Below are 19,588 nucleotides of genomic sequence, written 5' to 3'. Positions count from 1 at the left end.
CTTTTTGTGGGGTTGTTAAGGATGAAAAACAGACATTATCCGATCAAAGCGTCCGATTTTATAAAAGAAATCGAGCCTCATATTCTTAAATATTACAAGCGTCCAGGCAGACCCACGGGTATCAGTCATTATCACTTTTTCTCGGCAGTGTTATACGTATTGAGAACCGGTATCCTTTGGCGTGACGTGCCTACTTTTTATGGCCACTGGCATACGATTTACACACGTTTTAAACGCTGGAGTGAGAATGGGTTATTCTGGCATTTGCTTTATCTATTGCAGAAAAAAAGAAAATCAGCCTTGACTGCGTCTGGATAGACAGCACCACAGTGAGCCTACACCGCCACGGCTCAGGGAGTTTAAAAAAAAAGGAGTTCAGTCGATAGGGCGCGGTCGCAAAGGAATGAGTACTAAAATTCATGTCGGCCTTTCAGGCGATTATCTCAGGAGTGTTTGTTTATTCTTACGGACAACGTACCGATATGAAAGTTTTTCCTATTTTGTGGGCAAAAGGAGACTGGAGACAGATAAACGATGTTATCGCGGATAAAGGCTACGATTTTTATGATGTCAAAAAGCTTATTCGTGATAGCAGAAAATACCCGGTTATCCCTCGCCGCCAAGGCGCGATTTATCCCGGTATCCCGCCAAAAGATAAAGAAAAATATAAAACACGTAATGCCATTGAACGTTTCTTCGGCAAAATAAAAGAACACAAAAGACTCGCTTTACGCTTTGATAAGCTGGATGTCACCTTCTTTTCTTTTTTCGCCATCGCTTGTCTTAAGGTTTTTAAATTACTTTGTTAACAGTACCATAGCCACAGTGCTTCCAGTTACCTCAGGCGAAGGGTATAACGTGGATTGCATGCATCATCCTTTCCATGTTGATGAACCGACTTCATCTGTGAGCAAAATCAACAAGACATCTTTACTAATGCCATGACTATCCTCTCTTAAAATACGGATGTATATCTTAATACAAGTTGGAGGCATTACCTTTTATTGATTATAGTAGACTCAAATTTACACATCGAATTGCTACCCGCTTCGCAATTATGAACACTTATGTTTTTTAGGCTTTCACATGTTAAACTGAGTCACTTATACTAAAAAATATACTTCATCCGGAGAGCGAACATGGCCAGTAGAGGCGTCAACAAAGTAATTTTGGTTGGAAATTTGGGTCAAGATCCAGAAGTTCGTTACATGACGAATGGTAATGCAGTTACCAACATCACCTTAGCCACTTCCGAAAGTTGGCGTGATAAAGCAACGGGTGAGCAAAAAGAAAAAACAGAATGGCATCGGGTCGTTCTGTTCGGTAAATTGGCAGAAGTTGCAGGCGAGTACTTACGGAAAGGTTCACAAGTCTACATTGAAGGTACTTTGCAAACACGTAAATGGCAAGATCAGAGCGGCCAGGATCGTTATACCACCGAAGTAGTGGTTAATGTTGGTGGTATCATGCAAATGCTGGGTGGACGTCAAGGAGGAGGAGCTTCTTCATCTGAATCAACCTCTTCAATAAGTCATGGAGGAAATGCAACGGCACCCACATTCGATAGTGGCCAACCGTTTAGCGATAACAAGCCTTCACGTTTGGATTCGGATATAAAACCGAAGCGCCCTCAAGAGCCTATAGCCACATTTGATGATGAAATTCCATTCTAACGGCTTAATACGAAATATTCTTTAGCAAAATTCGCGTAACCCTTTGCCGAATGCGGGCGGGGAGTAGTCTTAGATGCTAAGAGCCAGTTTGAAATCTTCTTTGAACGGCGCTAGGACGAGGATCCATAAGCAAAAAAACGTAGTTTTTCTATGCAAAAACAAGGACGTAAATGCGTATTGTTAACCTTTATTGACAAAGGTCAGAGTGGAAAAAATCTCTAACAACATTTATTTTTTTACCTGTAAAAATTACTAGGATCGTTTCATGACAAATCTGTCGTTAACTTCACCTTTGCCACAGTTTTCAGCCATTCATCCAGAAAACATTGTATCCAGGGTGCAGGCCGTGTTAGAGGAGTGTCGCCAAGCAGTTGACAATATAGTCGCGCATCCAGGTTCTTTTGTTTGGGACAATCTCTGTCAACCACTTGCTGAACTTGATAATCGACTTTCATGCCTTTGGTCTCCCGTTAGTCATCTGAATGCGGTAAAAAATAATGTAGAGTTACGAGAGGCCTACGAACAATGTTTACCATTGTTATCTGAATTCAGTACATGGCTAGGGCAGCACAAAAAACTATATCAAGCCTATCTTAGCTTGCAAACAGGGCCAACCTTCTCTGATCTGAATACAGCACAGCGTAAAGTCGTTGAAAACATGCTACGGGATTTCAAATTATCAGGTATTGACCTCGCATCTGAGCAACAAGAACGTTACGGAAAAATTGCCGCTCGTTTATCTGAACTTGCTTCTACCTATAGTAATAATGTACTCGATGCAACTATGGGTTGGAGCAAATTAATTACCGATATTAATCAATTAAAAGGCCTGCCAGAAAGCGCCTTAGCCGCAGCAAAAATGATGGCAGAAGCTAAACAGCAGGAAGGTTGGTTATTCACGCTAGATATGCCAAGTTATTTGCCAGTTTTGACTTATGCTGATAATTCAGAACTACGGAAAGAAATGTATTCTGCATTTATTACCCGTGCCTCGGATCAAGGGCCAAATGCCGGTAAATGGGATAACAATGAAATCATGGAGGAGATGCTGGGGTTGCGTCACGAACTGGCGCAATTGCTAGGGTTTGCCAGCTATGCAGATAAATCGCTGGCAACCAAGATGGCCGATAATCCACAAGAAGTACTGCGCTTTTTAACCGATTTGGCGAAACGCGCTCGTCCACAAGCGGAAAAGGAGCTAGCACAGTTACGTGTGTTCGCTAAGCAACAGGATGATGTTAGTGAACTGGCCGCCTGGGATATCACCTATTATGCGGAAAAACAAAAACAACATTTATTCTCAATCAACGATGAACAACTGCGCCCATATTTTCCTGTAGAAGGCGTACTGAAAGGTCTCTTTGAAGTAGTCAAACGAATTTATGGTACTGATATTAAAGAGCGGCAAGGTGTCGATGTGTGGCATCCAGATGTCCGCTTCTTCGATTTGTTCGATGCTAATGGAGTATTGTGCGGTAGTTTTTATTTAGATCTTTACGCCCGCGAAAATAAACGAAATGGGGCTTGGATGGATAGTTATGTCGATAGCTTTCGTTTATCCAATGGTGAATGGCAAAAACCAGTAGCCTATTTAACCTGTAATTTTAATGGCTCTGTAGGTGATACTCCTGCTTTATTTACCCATGATGAAGTGGTCACCCTCTTTCATGAATTTGGCCACGGCCTGCATCATATGCTCACTAAAATTGATATTTCTGGTGTATCTGGTATCAATGGAGTGCCTTGGGATGCAGTGGAATTACCTAGCCAATTTATGGAAAACTGGTGCTGGGAACCGCAAGCATTAGCATTTATTTCTGGTCATTATCAAACACAGGCACCTTTGCCTCAAGAGATGCTCGACAAATTATTGGCCGTGAAAAATTATCACGCAGGACTATTTATTTTGCGTCAATTAGAATTAGGTCTATTCGATTTCCGTCTGCATTATGAATATGATCCGGTGAAAGGGGCGCAAATTCTGCCCATTTTGAATGAAGTGAGAAAAAAGGTAGCAATCACTCCGGCGCCAACCTGGGGACGCTTTCCACACTCTTTCAATCATATTTTTTCTGGGGGATATGCAGCTGGTTATTATAGCTATTTATGGGCGGAAGTTTTATCAGCTGATGCTTTTTCCCGTTTTAAAGAAGAAGGGATTTTTAATTCTGTTACCGGGCAATCTTTTCTCGAGAATATATTATCGCTTGGCGGTTCGGAAGAGCCTATGATTTTATTCAAGCGCTTTCGGGGACGTGAGCCGCGGTTAGATGCAATGCTGCGTGATTACGGTATTCAATATGATGATGTAAAAAATAGTGCTATCCAAAATAACGTTATTTAACAATTGTGTCTTCCGCTGTTTGTGTTTAGCGGATAAGAGCTGCGTGTATCAACCCAAGCGAGTGCTGTAGAATCGACTTACGGGGTGGCAGAAGTTCAATCTATAGCGGCCTATTTGGCTGAGTAGTTCACTACGAAAAGATTCGGAACAAAAATAGACTGTTGAGAGACTATTCTAAATCTTCTTAAGCGACGCTCAATTAATAGACCTCTTTGGAAACCGTAGTTCGTTATGCGGAGTCAAGGCGCCCGCGGCGCACAGCAACCTTCGTTAACTACAAGTACATGGGGATTGCGCGCACTGGGCAACGCAGGATCTGTGTTACGCGGTAGATTTCGAGAGCGGCCTATTGCAATCTAAATCATATTCCAGATGAGTAAGATGAATATTTGTTTATTATGCGAGCCAGATGTTGATCCTAAAGCCTTATCAACGTTAGCTGAGCGTTGGGGGATCACTTCCGACGATAAGGCTATTATGGCATTGGTGCTAACGCCTGATAGACTTGAACTACGTAAAAGAGATGAAAAAAAGCTACATGGTATTTATGTGGATTTTGTTTCCGGGACTATGGCACACCGGCGTTGTTTCGGCGGAGGGCGGAGTGAAGCGGTAGCTAAAGCAGTAGGTATCAAAAAAAATTATCGGCCAACGGTAGTAGACGCAACGGCAGGACTCGGGCGAGATGCTTTTGTGTTAGCTTCATTGGGTTGTAATGTCAAAATGCTGGAACGGCATCCAGTTGTTGCTGCACTGCTAGACGATGGTTTGCAACGTGGCTATCAAGATGCCGAAATTGGTTTGTGGTTACGTGAAAGAATGACCTTACTGCATGCATCCAGTTTTACTAGTCTTTTGACAGGCCTAGCTAACACAGTCTCCCGGCCGGATGTGGTGTATCTTGACCCTATGTATCCTCCCCGTGCCAAAAGTGCATTGGTAAAAAAAGAAATGCGTATTTTCCAGTCATTAGTAGGCGCCGATGAAGATGCGGATAATTTATTAGCGCCTGCTTGTGCCTTAGCACTCAAGCGGGTAGTGGTTAAACGTCCTGCTTATGCACCTCCTTTAGCTGGGATCTGTACACAAGCAAAGATTCTCACTAAAAATCATAGGTTTGATCTCTACTTATACCCGCAGTCCTTCAAATTGCCGCTAGGCGGTTAGGGCGTGAGACCGATGAGCGTAGACATTACGTGATTCGGTGAGCCGCCGCCGCCAACAACGCGGCGGCTTTAAAGGCGAAGGGGATAAATCACGAATTATCATCGATATCCAAACGGGTTAAACCCTCGTATGCTAAAAAATAAACAAGCGGTCTTTATCCAACTCAATCAGTATATAAAAACTTATCCGCCTGTGGCGCATATTATACGTGCTGTCGATCGTTTTAACGATCGGCTGGGTAGCCAATTCGGTGCTGCCATCACTTACTTTTCGGTTTTATCTTTAATTCCAATGTTAATGGTATCTTTTGCCGTCACAGGTTTTTTTTTAGCTTCCAATCCTTTCTTATTGACCGAATTAATGGAAAAAATCGTTAATAGCGTGAGTGATCCCACGCTGGCAACTACACTGAAGAATATCGTCAATACTGCTGTGAAACAACGTACCACTGTTGGCTTAACCGGTTTGTCTATTGCTCTTTATTCTGGAATCAGTTGGATAGGTAGTTTACGTGAAGCTATCCGTGCTCAATCGCGTGATGTCTGGGAACGGAGCAGTGATGATAAAGAAAAGTTTTATTTCCGTTATATCAAAGATTTTATCTCGCTTATTGGTTTGCTGATAGCCTTAATCATTACACTCTCACTGACTTCGATTGCCGGTTCAGCGCAAGTGATGATTATAAATACGCTGGGTTTAAATGGAATTGAATGGTTACGACCACTTATGACCTTAGTCACTCTAGCTATTTCTATTACAGCCAACTGTTTATTGTTTATTTGGATTTTATGGATACTGCCTCGTCATCATCCTCAAAAAAAAGCCTTATTACGAGGTACTCTTATTGCCGCACTCGGTTTTGAGATCATTAAATTTGTTATGACGATGATGTTACCTTATCTTACCAGTTCTCCTTCTGGCGCAGTTTTTGGCCCAGTACTTGGGCTAATGGCATTTTTCTATTTTTTTGCACGCTTGACTTTGTTTTGTAGCGCCTGGATTGCTACAGCACAATATCCAAATAATACAATTGAGTCAGATAACCATCAGCAAATATCAAATACAGACTAAATAGTAGCAGGATTAGTTATAGCCAAATCATTTTAACTTGATTCTGTGTTGTCATCGCTTACCGTACTATTTGTACTGTCTGTGCTCCTCAGCATTGAATAAAATTAGACTGATTCGGCTATAATGTACCACGGAACCTGGCATTTGCGCTCCAGTGGTTTTTACAAGATAGTCTATTATCATGCTTTAAATTATTACCACATGTTAGCTAGCGCCGCGACTATTCCTAAAGGTGAATACATAAAACGGGGGATCTTCACCGAGGGCAATAAAGAAGAACCAGTCGCAGGCATTAACGCCATTGTTTCTGCTAATCGAGTCACTCCATTGTAAAATTCATTAGCCTTTTTTTGCTCGTAAGGTGAAGGCTGAGTTGACCTAGGAAAAGACAGTGCTAATGGATTTAATCGTAGAGGAGGAGCATGTAATTGAGAACTGAATATTCCTATCTTTTCAGGAGTAGTTGCATTTTTTTGTGTAGAGGAAATATTACTATCTGCAACTTCAGTATCGTTAATATTAAAAACAGAATTCTTTATCGTGATATTCATACTATGGCTCTCTATATTTTTGTTAACTATAATTCAATATATAAAAAAGATATTTTTTATATTACTTCTTTGCTAATAAATAAAAATATCTAGGCTAATTTTTACGTGCTTACAATATTTTGAACGCATTTTCAATAAAATAGTATCGTGTAAAATAAATTCAGAATAGGTTATAAATTTTCCTTTTATAATGACTTCTAAAATCCAGTAAATATCATCTTTTCCAAATAGAAAAATTCGGCGATAATATTAATTCCTTTTTGTATTTTCTTCTTTTTTTTTCTGTACGGTAGGTTTTTGGGCAGTGCATATTGGCATGCGTTAAAGTCAGGTACCTTGGGGTATCATCCAAATTTTACAATTGTCAGGGATCGGATTAGCAAGTGCTAAAGTTGGTATTGATAATATTTTTAAAGAAATATTTATTTTCTTCATTTGATTACCTCCTATTTTAGACTAATGTTATTTGAAGTGCGCTAATTTTAGCTCCCATTAAATATAGCCATAATAATTGTTATTTTCCATTTCAATTAAAAAAATCATATCGATCAATTGGTGAAAGAGCTCTCAAATGCCAGAAATAGATCAAATATTATCGTCATCCGGATCTGCTCAATCAGATGGAAATACATCCTCTTCGCAGGAAAATGTTGCCTCATCCCTGTCAGTTCACTCTGTAAAGAATAATGATGCCAAGCTTCTGCTAGAGACGGCTGAGAGTTCGAAAGAATTAGCCGCTTGCCATTTTCTGATTAGTGCTTTTAAATATGCTCGGATTAAAAATCAAGGAAGGGTGGGGAGTGATGACATGTGGGCCATTGATGCTTTCCTTTCGGATCAAGGTTTCCCACCGCCAACTCAGGCAATGAGCAATCCTTCTGAAAGCACTCCATCTTTTGCGCCAGGCGGCAGCGCAGCAGGCAACCAGTCGCCAGATCCCGGTGCTCCCTCTGCTAGGACAGGGGACGATTTATAGCGTTAAACATATAGCCAAATCAGTTTAATTTGATTCTGCGTTGTCGTCGCTTGCCGTACTATTTGTACTGTCTGCACTCCTCCGCCTTGAATCAAATTAAACTGATTCGGCTATAACTCCGATAGTTCTATATCCTTTGCCTTTGAAGCCGTTGTGTTGTTGGCTGCGGGTGTTCGCCCGAATCATATATAGCCAGCATTGCTTGACAAAAATACTCAAAAATTTGTGTTAACTGCGTCAGCCAATTCGGCTAGCAATTTCTCGCTATCTTCCCAATTTAAACAAGGATCAGTGATAGATTGTCCATATGTTAAGGTTTTTCCAGCAGTGATTTCCTGCGCCCCTTCCTTTATAAAACTTTCTACCATTACACCGACTATTGCTGATTGGCCCGAGTGGCACGAGCGGATTTGATGGCCTATGTTTTTTGCTACCTTTAGCTGGTTACAATAGTCATTTTCACAATTGCCGTGACTGACATCAACCATCAAATAGGGCGATAATTGACATTTCCGTAATTTCTGACAAGCGGCACTAATATCAGTTGGGTAATAGTTTGGTTTTTGTCCTCCTCGTAAAATGATATGACCCGACTGGTTGCCTGATGTTTGGTATATTGCCATTTGGCCTCTGTGATCGGGCGATAGTAATACATGACGATTGCTTGCAGCCCGTACGGCATCAATGGCGATATCAACATTGCCGTCAGTGCCGTTTTTAAAACCAATTGGACAGGGCAGGGATGAAGCCATTTTTCGGTGGATTTGGCTCTCTGTTGTACGTGCACCAATGGCTCCCCAACTGATCAAATCGACAATATATTGGCCGGTGAACATATCTAAGAATTCGGTCGCGGTGGGTAAACCTAGCTCATTTATTTTTATTAATAAATCTCTGGCTGATCGGAGGCCTTGATTAACGTTATAACTGCCATCCAGCTGCGGATCAAAAATCATACCTTTCCAGCCAACAACGGTACGAGGTTTTTCGAAATAAGTTCGCATCACAATTTCCAACCGATCTTGATACTGATTGCGTAGTACAGAAAGACGGGTGGCATAGTCGAAGGCTGACTGAGGATCATGAATAGAGCAGGGGCCAATAACAACTAATAGACGCCGATCCTCTCCTATTAGAATTTTTTTGATCCGATTACGTGACGCTGTCACGTAATCGGTGATAGCGTCAGAAGTCGGTAATTCCGTTGTCAGCTGTTGTGGCGTGATCAAGCTATCGATGCGCGCTGTTTGCCGCTCATCTTCTTTGGACATTATGAATCTCTACAAAATGCTGTATATAGGTGATTATGACGGCTAGTTTACCATCCAATCGACTGTCAAAGTAAGGTGTGATTTATGCCAGTACATTCTTAGCGCTATACCCTTCGCCTTTCAAGTTACGGTGGCGTTGGCAGCGATCTCTCATCCTCTGTTATGTACCGATTCGATTGATTGTCGCCTTGCCGTAACTCGAAATTCATGGGGTATAAAGAAGATTTTGAATAGGCTATTTTTTAACAAAAGAAATGATCAATTCTCCTGGTTTGACTTCTAGCCCTTTAGCCAGTTTTTTGGCGATGGCTTCTGCGGTGCTTTTATCTGCATTAAGCACGTAAACAGGCTGTTGATTAAAATATAATTTTAATGATTGATTGAGGTAGGGTATGAGCATTTTTATGGCCGATCCCATTTGTTCCGGCTGTACAACATAATCGGTTAAAGTGATCTCTTTGAGAAAGATAGCGCCTTTGTCACCATCAAATAATGGTTGGGTTTTCAACGTGAGTGTAATGTCTGCATTTTGTGATCCTAGCAGCGAGCCAATAACCACTTTAGCATTAGCGGTGAGTTGTATTTCGTTTGGCGCGGGGTGCCCAATTTGGCTTTTTAATTGGCTAAGGGTTATTTGGGCATCAAGTAGGCCAGGAAGCCCGATTTGTTTTTGATAATTGTTTTGCCGCTGTAAAGCCTGATTAATTTTTTGTTCACTGATGCTATATTGCATCAAAGATTTATAATTTATCATTGTTACGGTAAAAAGCAGCACTAGCGCAACATAAAGTACTTTTTTCATTATCATCTCATGTAAAGAAATGCTTTTAATAGCGGGGTGGTTAATGGGCATATTATGCCTGATATGAAAGCCTGCAGAAAGTCTATAGCCGAATCAGTTTGATCGCCTTGAGATGCATCGGTGAACTATTAGCACTACATTGGAAAATATGAATCTACTAAAATCTTTGGCGACAGTGAGTTCTATGACTATGTTCTCACGTGTATTGGGCTTCATCCGTGATGCGGTTTTGGCAAGAGTCTTCGGTGCAGGTATGACTACCGATGCTTTTTTTGTGGCTTTTAAATTGCCCAATTTGTTGCGCCGTATTTTTGCTGAAGGGGCGTTTTCACAGGCGTTTGTTCCTATTCTGGCTGAATATAAGAGCCAGCAAGGAGAAGAGGCGGCTCGCACTTTTGTCGCTTATGTGGCGGGATTATTAACATTGGTGCTAGCAATGGTTACCGTATTGGGTATGTTGGCGGCACCTTGGATTATTTTTATCACAGCTCCCGGTTTTGTCGATACTCCCGATCAATTTATGCTGACGTCTGCATTATTACGTATCACTTTTCCTTATATTTTGTTGATCTCACTCGCTTCATTAGTTGCTGCGATCCTCAATACCTGGAACCGTTTTTCTATTCCGGCTTTTGCTCCGGCTTTTTTAAATATCAGCATGATTGGTTTTGCTTTATTTGCTGCCCCCTATTTTCAACCGCCAGTGTTAGCATTGGCCTGGGCTGTGGTATTAGGTGGTGTGCTGCAATTGGGTTATCAATTACCGTATTTGAAAAAAATAGGCATGCTGGTATTACCGCGATTAGATTTGCGTAATGTTGGAGTGTGGCGGGTAATCAGACAAATGGGACCTGCTATTTTCGGGGTTTCTGTTAGCCAGATTTCGTTGATCATTAATACTATTTTTGCTTCTTTTTTGGTCTCAGGCTCTGTTTCTTGGATGTATTATGCGGATCGTCTCATGGAATTTCCCGCTGGGGTGTTAGGCGTGGCGTTAGGGACTATCTTATTGCCTTCGTTAGCGAAAAGTTTTTCCGCCGGTGATCATAATGCCTATTCGCGTTTAATGGATTGGGGATTACGCCTTTGTTTTTTGCTGGCATTACCCTGTACTATGGCGTTAGCTATTATCGCTAAGCCACTGATAATCGTTTTATTTCAATATGGTCAATTTAGTGCGTTTGATGCACTGATGACACAACGAGCGCTGGTGGCTTATTCCGTCGGTTTAATGGGTTTGATAGTGGTTAAAGTGTTGGCTCCCGGGTTTTATTCTCGCCAAGATATAAAAACCCCAGTCAGAGTTGCTATTGTTAGCTTAATTGCGACACAGATCATGAATTTACTTTTGATTACCCCTCTACAACATGCAGGGTTGTCATTATCTATCGGTCTTGGCGCTTGTGTGAATGCCAGTTTATTGTATTGGCAATTACGTAAACAAAAAATTTATCAACCACAACCCGGTTGGGGGATGTTTTTGGGCAAATTACTGATCGCCGTATTGATAATGTGTATGGTATTGCTCGTGACTTTATCGCTAATGCCCCCTTGGGATAATGATGGGATGTTGTATCGATTACTGCGTTTGTCTGGCGTGGTGTTTGTGGGGGCGGGATCTTATTTTTTAGCGCTCGGATTATTAGGATTCAGAACACGCGATTTTTCTCGAACTATCGCGTGAAATAAAGAAAAGATTGCGAGCACCGCGTAACGCCAAATTCACACCACGCAGTAGCGTTCCTTCGCCTTGAATCAAATTAAACTGATTCGGCTATATCAGCGCCGCTCAAGAAGATTTCAAACAGGCTCATCACATTTTTTCAACCGTTTGGATCCCTAAGACATCTAAACCTTGTTTTAGTGTTTTAGCGGTTAACAGCGCAAGTTTAAGGCGGCTTTGACAAGTTTGCTCGTTGCCTGCATTTAAAATAGGGCAATGTTCGTAGAAGCTGGAGAATAAAACGGCGAGATTATATAAATAGCTACACATAACGTGAGGCGTGCCATCTCGTGCAACTGTGGTAATGATTTCTTCAAATTGCAATAAACTCGTTGTTAATGCGGCCTCACGATCTTCGGTAATGATCACCGGTAAATTCAAATATTCTTCATCGATGGCAGCGCGTTTAAAAATTGAAATGATTCGAGTATAAGCATATTGAATATAAGGCGCGGTGTTGCCATCAAAAGTTAACATATTATCCCAATCGAAGATGTAATCAGTGGTACGATTTTTAGATAAATCGGCGTATTTCAACGCCCCGATACCAACAGCATCAGCGATCTGTTTTAATTCTTGAGGGGATATGTCTGGATTTTTTTCACGAATCAACTTACCGGCGCGTTCAATGGCTTCATCCAAGAGATCAGCTAGCTTTATGTTCTCGCCTGTGCGGCTTTTAAAAGGCTTACCGTCTTTACCCAACATCATACCGAACATATGATGCTCCAGGGGCATTGATTCGGGAACATAACCTGCTTGACGCGCGATCTGCCAAATTTGTGTTAGATGCTGATGTTGACGAGAGTCCGTGTAATAAAGGATCCTATCAGCACCAAGCGTTTGGTAGCGGTATTTGGCGCAGGCAATGTCCGTGGTGGCATAAAGATAACCACCGTCTTCTTTCTGGACGATGACGCCCATCGGCTCGCCTTTTTTGTTTTTGTATTCACCGACGAATACCACTGTGGCACCGTTACTCTCTACCGCTAATCCTTTCGTTTTTAGATCTGTAATTATACCCGGTAGCATTGGGTTATAGAGGCTTTCTCCCATTATGTCTTCTTTGGTGAGTGTGACATGCAAACGTTGATAGGACAGTTGATTTTGTTCCATCGTGATATCAACCAGTTTGCGCCACATGCTACGGCAATGTTCGTCGCCCGCTTGTAATTTCACCACATACGCCCGCGCGTGTTGCGCAAATTCGTTATCTTCGTCGTAATTTTTTTTTGCCGCCCGGTAAAATTTTTCGAGATCGGATAGCGCCATATCATCGGCGTTTTCACGCTGCATTTTTTCTAAATAAGCAATTAACATCCCAAATTGCGTTCCCCAATCACCGACATGATTAGCACGAATGACATTATGCCCAAGCAATGTGAGTGTGCGAGCCGTGGCATCACCGATGATGGTGGAACGAAGATGACCGACGTGCATTTCTTTGGCGATGTTGGGCGCTGAATAGTCGATAACAATGGTTTGTGGTATGACGGGGGTGAGGCCTAATTTTGGCGCTTTTAATATGTGGTCAACTTGTGTGGCCAACCATTGCCGATCGAGAAAAATATTGATAAAACCTGGCCCCGCGATTTCAATTTTTTGCGCGATACCTGCTAGGTCTAACCGTTGAACGATTTTATCCGCCAATTGACGAGGCGGTATATTCAACATTTTAGCGACACTCATCACCGCATTAGCTTGATAATCGCCAAATTGCGGTTTAGCCGATTGGCGAACCTGAGCATCTGTATCTGGGGAAGCCCCTGCGGCAATCATTGCCTGATTAATTTTATTTGAAAGAAGTGCCTGAATATTCACCGAATTACCTTAATGAAAGAAAAACTACACTTGCTATGCCTTGCTGGCGATGATTTTAACACCCACTTTACTAACGCGCTCAGCGTTCATTTCAGCAATGGTCCAAATTAAACCATCCCATTCAACTTGATCACCAATAACCGGTTTTCCTCCCAACAGATGAATAACAAATTGCCCTAGGGTTTGTTGGTTATCGGCGCCTTCTTCTAAATTTAGGCCATAAATATGGGAGATTGCTTCCAGTTTGGCATCGGCTTCTAGAATAAAATCACCAAAAAATCGTTCATCAAGCTGAATGCTCGGTGTTTTGCTAAAAAGTTTACCTAGGGCAGGTAAATCATGTTCATGGCCGATAACACATAAAATATCACCTTCTTTTAAGCGAGTTTTACCGGTGGGATGTAGTAGATCTTTGCCACGAAATAGGGCTGCTATACGTGTTTTTTTTGGCATTTCTAAATCACGAAGCGCGGCTCCGATACACCATTTATCGGAGCTGAGTTGATAAACAAACTGTTCCCATTGATTATTAATATCAATGTCTAAGCCGACACGTGAAACGGGTGCGAGTGCCGGTGGCACAACCAGTTTCGTTTTACGTGCGGCAAACGATAAAGTGGTTCCTTGCAGTAACAGAGATACCAATACGACAAAAAAGGCCACATTAAAAAATAAATGTGCGTTGGATAATCCTGCCATCATGGGGAAAACCGCTAGAATGACAGGCACCGCGCCGCGTAATCCCACCCACGAAATAAAGATGCGTTCGCGGAGATTAAAACTGCGAAACGGCAACAATCCGATGAAAACTGAAATGGGTCGCGCGAATAAAATCATCCATAGGGAAAGTATTAACGCGGGGATAGCGATGAGCAATAACTCACTTGGATTAAGAAGTAAACCCAATACAATAAACATACCTATTTGACTGAGCCAAGCAAGTCCATCGAATGTTTGCAAGATACCATAGCGGTTACGTATGGGTCGGTTACCTAATGTTAATCCACAAAGATATACCGCTAGAATGCCGCTGCCATTGATTGCCGTGGTTAAGGCAAATATAGCAATCCCTCCGCTGACGGCGAGCAGGGGATAAAGTCCATTAGCCAGTTCCATGCGGTTGATGAGTGACAGTAAAAGAAAACCACCGCCTAGACCAATCAATATTCCTAAACCAAATTGCTGTAATAAATGAACTAAAAATATCCAACTTAAGTGGCTTTCTCCGGCTGAAATCATGGCGATTAAGGTAATAGTCAGAAAAACTGCCATGGGATCGTTGCTGCCAGATTCGATCTCCAAAGTCGCGCTGACTCGTTCATTGAGCCCTTTTCCGCCCAATAAAGAAAATACCGCCGCGGCATCAGTGGAACCAATAATAGCGCCAATTAATAAGCCTTGAATAATATCTAAATTAAATAACCAAGCGGCGGCCAATCCTGTCAAACCTGCGGTAATGACCACACCAATGGTCGCCAGTGAGAGTGCCGGCCACAATGCAACCCGAAACGACGATGCTCGCGTGCGCATACCACCGTCGAGTAAGATTACCGCCAGTGCTAAATTGCTCACCAGATAAGCAACAGGATAATTATCGAAGGGTATGCCGCCAATGCCGTCGCCTCCTGCTAACATGCCGATAGCGAGGAAGATGACCAAAATTGGAATGCCTAAGCGGGACGATAATGAACTCAGTAAGATACTCGCTCCCACCAATGCTGCACCAATCAAGAAAAGGTTGTTGATAGTGATGGCGTCCAAAGTGGGTGAGCTCCTGGATGGGTAGAATGATGAATGAAAGCTATTGTATTGATACCGGATGAAATAGGATTATACACGTAAACGTGTAAATGCAAGTTAAAGGAAACATTTAATTTAAATAATTAAATCAATACATCTTGACCAGAACAGAATAGGGTTTTAATTATACATCGAAGGTTGCCCTGCTGGTCGAGTTTTAAAACGTCTGTGTAACCACATATACTGATCGATGGCGCCAATAATCTGTTTTTCTACCAGCTTATTCATAAAAGCTGCTGTTTCTATTTTATTGCCTATCGGGAAATTTTCCACTTCGGGTTGTATGATAACCTGATAGCCCTTACCATTAGCTAAACGATGTGGAGTAAAGGGAATGACTGCCGCTTTAGCCATACTGATTAATAAATAGCTACCGGTGGTGGTTGCTGCCTGATCAACGGCAAATAAAGGAACAAACACGCTGTTACGCGGGCCATAGTCATGATCTGGAGCATACCAAATAATTTCGCCTTGTTTTAGATTGCGCACCATGTCTTTGAGATCTTTACGATCAATTACTGCCTTATTAGAGCGTAGCCTACCCCAAGTTTGTATCCACTCCATCACTTTATTGTTATGGGGTCGGTAAACACCAATGCCAGGTATGTTTATGCCAATAATACGTGCTCCTAGTTCTAAGGTGAAAAAATGTAGGCCAACCAGTAATACCCCTTGGTTTTGATATTTTAATTTGGCTTGCTGAAGATGTTCTAGCCCGCTAATCGAACTCCAGCGTTTAATACGCCAATCTGGCCAAAACCATGCCATGCCTGTTTCGAATAAACCGAGTCCAGCGGCCTCAAAATTTTTTTTGACTAGCTGATCACGATCAGTTTTAGACATATCAGGAAAGCAAAGCGCTAGATTTCTTTGTGTAATAGACAGCCTCCTTTTAAGAAAATGCATCGAAAAACGCCCAAGCAAAGTACCGAGGCGATAAATGACAGGGTAGGGAAGCAGTACTAACAGGTAAAGAAGGCTTAGACCGAACCAGGTGAGCCAATAGCGTGGGTGGAGTAGTGAACGGTTAAAAGGAGGGGGTTGTTGTATCATATGTTTTCAGTATCATAAATTAACAGTGAGTATATACCCTTTGTCTTTGAAGTTGCCTTCGGCTGCCAGTGACCGACCGATGAGCGTGGACATACCATGAAGGCGAACACCCGCAGCCAACAGCTTCAAAGACGAAGGGTATGAGTTGCAAGAAGTCTATTTTAGCAATGTCGTAAGCACTTTAGCAAAATTCGCCGTAAATCCTCGCTCAAATAGGGAGAGGAGCAGTCTAATAATATTAATCATCTCAGAAAAAACAGGAAATCACCCTATGTCTGTGTTACATAATCGTATTTCTAATAAGGAACTTAAAGCGCGCATGTTGCTGGAAACGAAGCCACGCACCACGGTTTCTTTTTATCGATACTTTACCTTGGCAGAGCCGCAGGTATTCCGCGATCATCTCTATCGTCAATTTGTTAAATTAGGGGTGTTTGGCCGGATTTATGTTGCTAATGAAGGGATAAATGCGCAAATCAGTGTACCTACTGAGCGTTATGATGATTTTAAAAATACGTTATTTAACGCCCATCCGGCATTAGAGCAAATACGTTTAAATGTGGCACTTGAAGATGATGGTAAGTCATTTTGGGTACTACGGATGAAAGTGCGTCAGCGTATAGTCGCCGATGGCATTGAGGATGAGAATTTCAATCCAGCCAATACAGGCCACTATCTCCAAGCCGATCAGGTTAATCAGATGCTTGATGATCCTAATACACTTTTTGTTGATATGCGTAATCATTATGAATACGAAGTGGGGCATTTTGAAAATGCGATAGAAGTTCCTTCTGATACTTTTCGTGAACAATTGCCAATGGTTGTTGATATGCTACAAAAGGATAAACAGAAAAATATTGTCATGTATTGCACCGGCGGGATCCGTTGTGAAAAGGCCAGTGCGTATATGCGTTATAGTGGTTTTAAACATGTCTATCATGTTGAGGGGGGGATTATTGAATATGTTCGTAAAGCGAAAGAGCAGAGCTTAGCTTTAAGATTTAAAGGCAAAAATTTTGTTTTTGACGAACGAATGGGGGAACGTATTTCGAATGATATCATCGCGCATTGCCATCAATGTGGTGAACGCTGTGATACACATACAAACTGTAAAAATGCAGGGTGCCATTTGTTATTTATCCAGTGCTCTCATTGTCAGCAAAAATTGGCAGGATGTTGTAGTAAAATTTGTCAAGAAGAGTTAGCGCTACCGATTGAGGAGCAACATCGCCGTCGTGCTGGGCACCAAAACGGCATGAAGATTTTTAACAAGTCTAAGCAATTATTACAGACTAATATGCCTATGTTATCGTCGACGAAACTTGATCAGTAAAAACAGAGTGCCGTTAACATCATTATTTGATGTTACGCTTTGTTGAGGTACTAGAACTTAAAAATAGTTTATCAGTATAAATATTTTAAAATATTGTAGATAAAGCATAATTCCAGTCTATTCCTTACCTTTATTTTTTCTGTTATATGTCTCTTATAGCAATAGACGGTACTATCACTGATATTTAATTTTTTGGCGATACAACAGTTAGGCATCTTAGTTATCCAATAATAGATTACGCTTTGTTCCTGCGGACTAAAAAACGGCACTAGACAAAAATTCGATGGATTGTAGTAAGCCATTTTGGCACTATTTAGACGTGTAATGCGATTTAATAATGCCGGCAAGCGTTTTTTGGCTAAGATAGAAACGGTATTCGTCAGTGGAACCGGTGTATCACTAAATGGGTAAGCGGTATTAAGATAAATATACATTTTCTTGTTACCACAACAATGTATAAATTCTTCTAACAAAGGACAGCGGCCACCATAACTACAGTATTGTGTTAAATTAACTATTACGATATCTGGATCAAAATCTTGTATGCTGAATGAAGCCTGCTCGATGGTTGCTGTCTCCATCAATTTTACTGCAGGGTTATTATTTAAATAAGCATGAACACCGCAACGAGTGTAATAACACTCATCGATAATTAATATTTTCATAGCACAACATCCTTGCTTCACGAGTAAGTATAGGAATCAATCCATGCTCCCGAGTACTGATTAGCAATTTTAAAACCCGCTTATAATTGGATAGCTTGAATTAATCATTGAGTTTATTTAATCAATCGACCTGAAAAATATAGCCTAAATAATAAAATTTACTACTGAAAATTTAGCACCATGTCAAATATATTGTGCTTATTTTTTGCAAAACGAAGGGGTGTGATGCTGCATATCGATATATTGCGCCAATTTAATTGTTATTAATTGACCAATCCATCTTTTGCCCGGCTAAGAAAGGAATAATAGAGGTTTTTCCTGTATTGATTTCTATCGGCTGGAGTGGCGAAGGTGTTTTTACTAATGTAATAACATCTTCGTTTGGATCCAAGCCATAAAAATGAGGGCCATTGCGTGAACAAAATGCTTCTAAATGTTCCAGCGCGTTTAGTTCTTCAAATACCGTGGCGTAAATGGGCAATGCGACAGGGGCATTAAATATTCCCGCACAGCCACAGGCTGATTCTTTACGATCTTTGGTATGGGGAGCGGAGTCAGTACCAAGAAAAAAACGATTGCTGCCACTGGCGACGGCCGCCCGCAATGCTTCTTGGTGGCGACTGCGTTTTAATATCGGCAAACAATATAGATGAGGACGAATACCGCCAACCAACATATCATTACGATTAAACATCAAATGTTGTGGGGTAATGGTCGCGGCAATACAATCGCCTCCAGCTAAGACATAATCAACGGCTTCTGCGGTGGTGATATGCTCAAATACGATTTTTAATGTGGGACATTTTTTACGAATGGGCTCTAATATGTCGTCGATAAATCGTGCCTCACGATCAAAAATATCTATTTCTTTGTTTGTTACTTCACCATGAACCAACAGGGGCATCCCCAGTTCTTGCATTTTTTCAAATAACGGATAGAGAGCAGGAATATCAGTCACGCCCTGATTAGAATTGGTGGTGGCGTTAGCAGGATAAAGCTTAGCAGCAGTAAAAACGTTTTCTTTAAAACCTTTCTCCAGTTCCTCGGGCAGTGTGCTGTTTGTTAGATAGCATGTCATTAATGGCGTGAACTTATGTCCGCAAGGGAGTGCAGCCAAAATACGATTTTTATAAGCTATCGCCTTATCAACGGTTGTGATCGGCTCTTCTAAATTTGGCATCACTATTGCCCGAGCAAAAACCTGACTGGTGTAAGGCAGAACGGTTTTGAGTATGTCATTATCACGTAAGTGCAGGTGCCAGTCATCTGGGCGGCGAATTTTTAATTCTTTGGACTTTGTAGTCATTGAAGTGGCTCACTGTTGATAATAGAAGGAAG

The 19,588-nt window shown here is 41.6% G+C and carries 17 protein-coding genes; 9 read left to right on the top strand and 8 right to left on the bottom strand.

Annotated elements, in window-relative coordinates; all coding sequences use genetic code 11:
• Positions 1 to 21 precede the first annotated feature (21 nt).
• The 6 genes from AACL30_RS12845 to yhjD all read left to right on the top strand — a co-directional run bounded on the left by AACL30_RS12845 (position 22) and on the right by yhjD (position 6,255).
• The gene (locus AACL30_RS12845; protein WP_339056855.1) at positions 22 to 318 is read left to right on the top strand and encodes a transposase; all 297 of its coding nucleotides are present in this window, start codon (positions 22 to 24) and stop codon (positions 316 to 318) included.
• Positions 319 to 419: 101 nt separating this feature from the next.
• Entirely contained in the window at positions 420 to 809 is a 390-nt protein-coding gene (locus AACL30_RS12840) for a transposase (protein ID WP_339056854.1), read from the top strand.
• A gap of 330 nt (positions 810 to 1,139) precedes the next feature.
• A complete protein-coding gene (locus tag AACL30_RS12835) occupies positions 1,140 to 1,673 on the top strand; it encodes a single-stranded DNA-binding protein (protein ID WP_339056853.1) in 534 nt (177 codons plus the stop codon).
• Between the two features lie 265 nt (positions 1,674 to 1,938).
• A complete protein-coding gene (gene prlC, locus AACL30_RS12830) occupies positions 1,939 to 4,017 on the top strand; it encodes an oligopeptidase A (protein WP_339056852.1) in 2,079 nt (692 codons plus the stop codon).
• Positions 4,018 to 4,389: 372 nt separating this feature from the next.
• Complete coding sequence (rsmJ, locus tag AACL30_RS12825; RefSeq protein WP_339056851.1) at positions 4,390 to 5,184, top strand: 16S rRNA (guanine(1516)-N(2))-methyltransferase RsmJ; 795 nt, start codon at positions 4,390 to 4,392, stop codon at positions 5,182 to 5,184.
• A gap of 129 nt (positions 5,185 to 5,313) precedes the next feature.
• Complete coding sequence (gene yhjD / locus AACL30_RS12820) at positions 5,314 to 6,255, top strand: inner membrane protein YhjD (RefSeq protein WP_339056850.1); 942 nt, start codon at positions 5,314 to 5,316, stop codon at positions 6,253 to 6,255.
• 194 nt (positions 6,256 to 6,449) lie between these two features.
• Here yhjD and AACL30_RS12815 read toward each other — a convergent pair whose 3' ends face one another.
• Positions 6,450 to 6,806, bottom strand: a complete 357-nt coding sequence (locus tag AACL30_RS12815; RefSeq protein ID WP_339056849.1) for a hypothetical protein — start codon at positions 6,804 to 6,806, stop codon at positions 6,450 to 6,452.
• Between the two features lie 571 nt (positions 6,807 to 7,377).
• Here AACL30_RS12815 and AACL30_RS12810 point away from each other — a divergent pair.
• On the top strand, positions 7,378 to 7,782 hold the full coding sequence (locus tag AACL30_RS12810; RefSeq protein WP_339056848.1) for a hypothetical protein: 405 nt from the start codon (positions 7,378 to 7,380) through the stop codon (positions 7,780 to 7,782).
• Positions 7,783 to 7,997: 215 nt separating this feature from the next.
• Here AACL30_RS12810 and AACL30_RS12805 read toward each other — a convergent pair whose 3' ends face one another.
• Positions 7,998 to 9,053 (bottom strand): 3-deoxy-7-phosphoheptulonate synthase, encoded by a 1,056-nt coding sequence (locus tag AACL30_RS12805; protein WP_339056847.1) that lies wholly within the window; start codon positions 9,051 to 9,053, stop codon positions 7,998 to 8,000.
• Between the two features lie 235 nt (positions 9,054 to 9,288).
• Positions 9,289 to 9,855, bottom strand: a complete 567-nt coding sequence (locus AACL30_RS12800; RefSeq protein ID WP_339056846.1) for a lipoprotein — start codon at positions 9,853 to 9,855, stop codon at positions 9,289 to 9,291.
• Positions 9,856 to 10,003: 148 nt separating this feature from the next.
• Between AACL30_RS12800 and murJ the strand changes: the two genes are divergently transcribed.
• A complete protein-coding gene (gene murJ, locus AACL30_RS12795) occupies positions 10,004 to 11,539 on the top strand; it encodes a murein biosynthesis integral membrane protein MurJ (protein ID WP_339056845.1) in 1,536 nt (511 codons plus the stop codon).
• Positions 11,540 to 11,668: 129 nt separating this feature from the next.
• Here murJ and argS read toward each other — a convergent pair whose 3' ends face one another.
• The 3 genes from argS to lpxL form a co-directional block, all read right to left on the bottom strand.
• Positions 11,669 to 13,399, bottom strand: coding sequence for an arginine--tRNA ligase (gene argS / locus AACL30_RS12790; protein ID WP_339056844.1), 1,731 nt, complete (start codon positions 13,397 to 13,399; stop codon positions 11,669 to 11,671).
• 33 nt (positions 13,400 to 13,432) lie between these two features.
• Positions 13,433 to 15,160, bottom strand: a complete 1,728-nt coding sequence (locus tag AACL30_RS12785; protein ID WP_006704510.1) for a potassium/proton antiporter — start codon at positions 15,158 to 15,160, stop codon at positions 13,433 to 13,435.
• A gap of 159 nt (positions 15,161 to 15,319) precedes the next feature.
• Positions 15,320 to 16,252, bottom strand: coding sequence for an LpxL/LpxP family Kdo(2)-lipid IV(A) lauroyl/palmitoleoyl acyltransferase (gene lpxL / locus AACL30_RS12780; RefSeq protein ID WP_339056843.1), 933 nt, complete (start codon positions 16,250 to 16,252; stop codon positions 15,320 to 15,322).
• A gap of 271 nt (positions 16,253 to 16,523) precedes the next feature.
• Between lpxL and AACL30_RS12775 the strand changes: the two genes are divergently transcribed.
• The gene (locus tag AACL30_RS12775) at positions 16,524 to 17,585 is read left to right on the top strand and encodes a rhodanese-related sulfurtransferase (RefSeq protein WP_339056842.1); all 1,062 of its coding nucleotides are present in this window, start codon (positions 16,524 to 16,526) and stop codon (positions 17,583 to 17,585) included.
• A 71-nt stretch (positions 17,586 to 17,656) separates the two neighbouring features.
• Here the strand turns inward: AACL30_RS12775 and AACL30_RS12770 are convergent, their stop codons facing one another.
• Both AACL30_RS12770 and pyrC read right to left on the bottom strand, forming a co-directional pair.
• A complete protein-coding gene (locus tag AACL30_RS12770) occupies positions 17,657 to 18,250 on the bottom strand; it encodes a response regulator transcription factor (RefSeq protein WP_339056841.1) in 594 nt (197 codons plus the stop codon).
• Between the two features lie 253 nt (positions 18,251 to 18,503).
• Positions 18,504 to 19,556, bottom strand: coding sequence for a dihydroorotase (gene pyrC, locus AACL30_RS12765; protein ID WP_339056840.1), 1,053 nt, complete (start codon positions 19,554 to 19,556; stop codon positions 18,504 to 18,506).
• Positions 19,557 to 19,588 lie beyond the last annotated feature (32 nt).

The sequence above is a fragment of the Candidatus Regiella endosymbiont of Tuberolachnus salignus genome (genome assembly GCF_964020115.1).
Classification (GTDB): domain Bacteria; phylum Pseudomonadota; class Gammaproteobacteria; order Enterobacterales; family Enterobacteriaceae; genus Regiella; species Regiella insecticola.
Note: the sequence above shows the minus strand (reverse complement) of the source record. Positions and strands in the feature narration are given on the sequence as shown.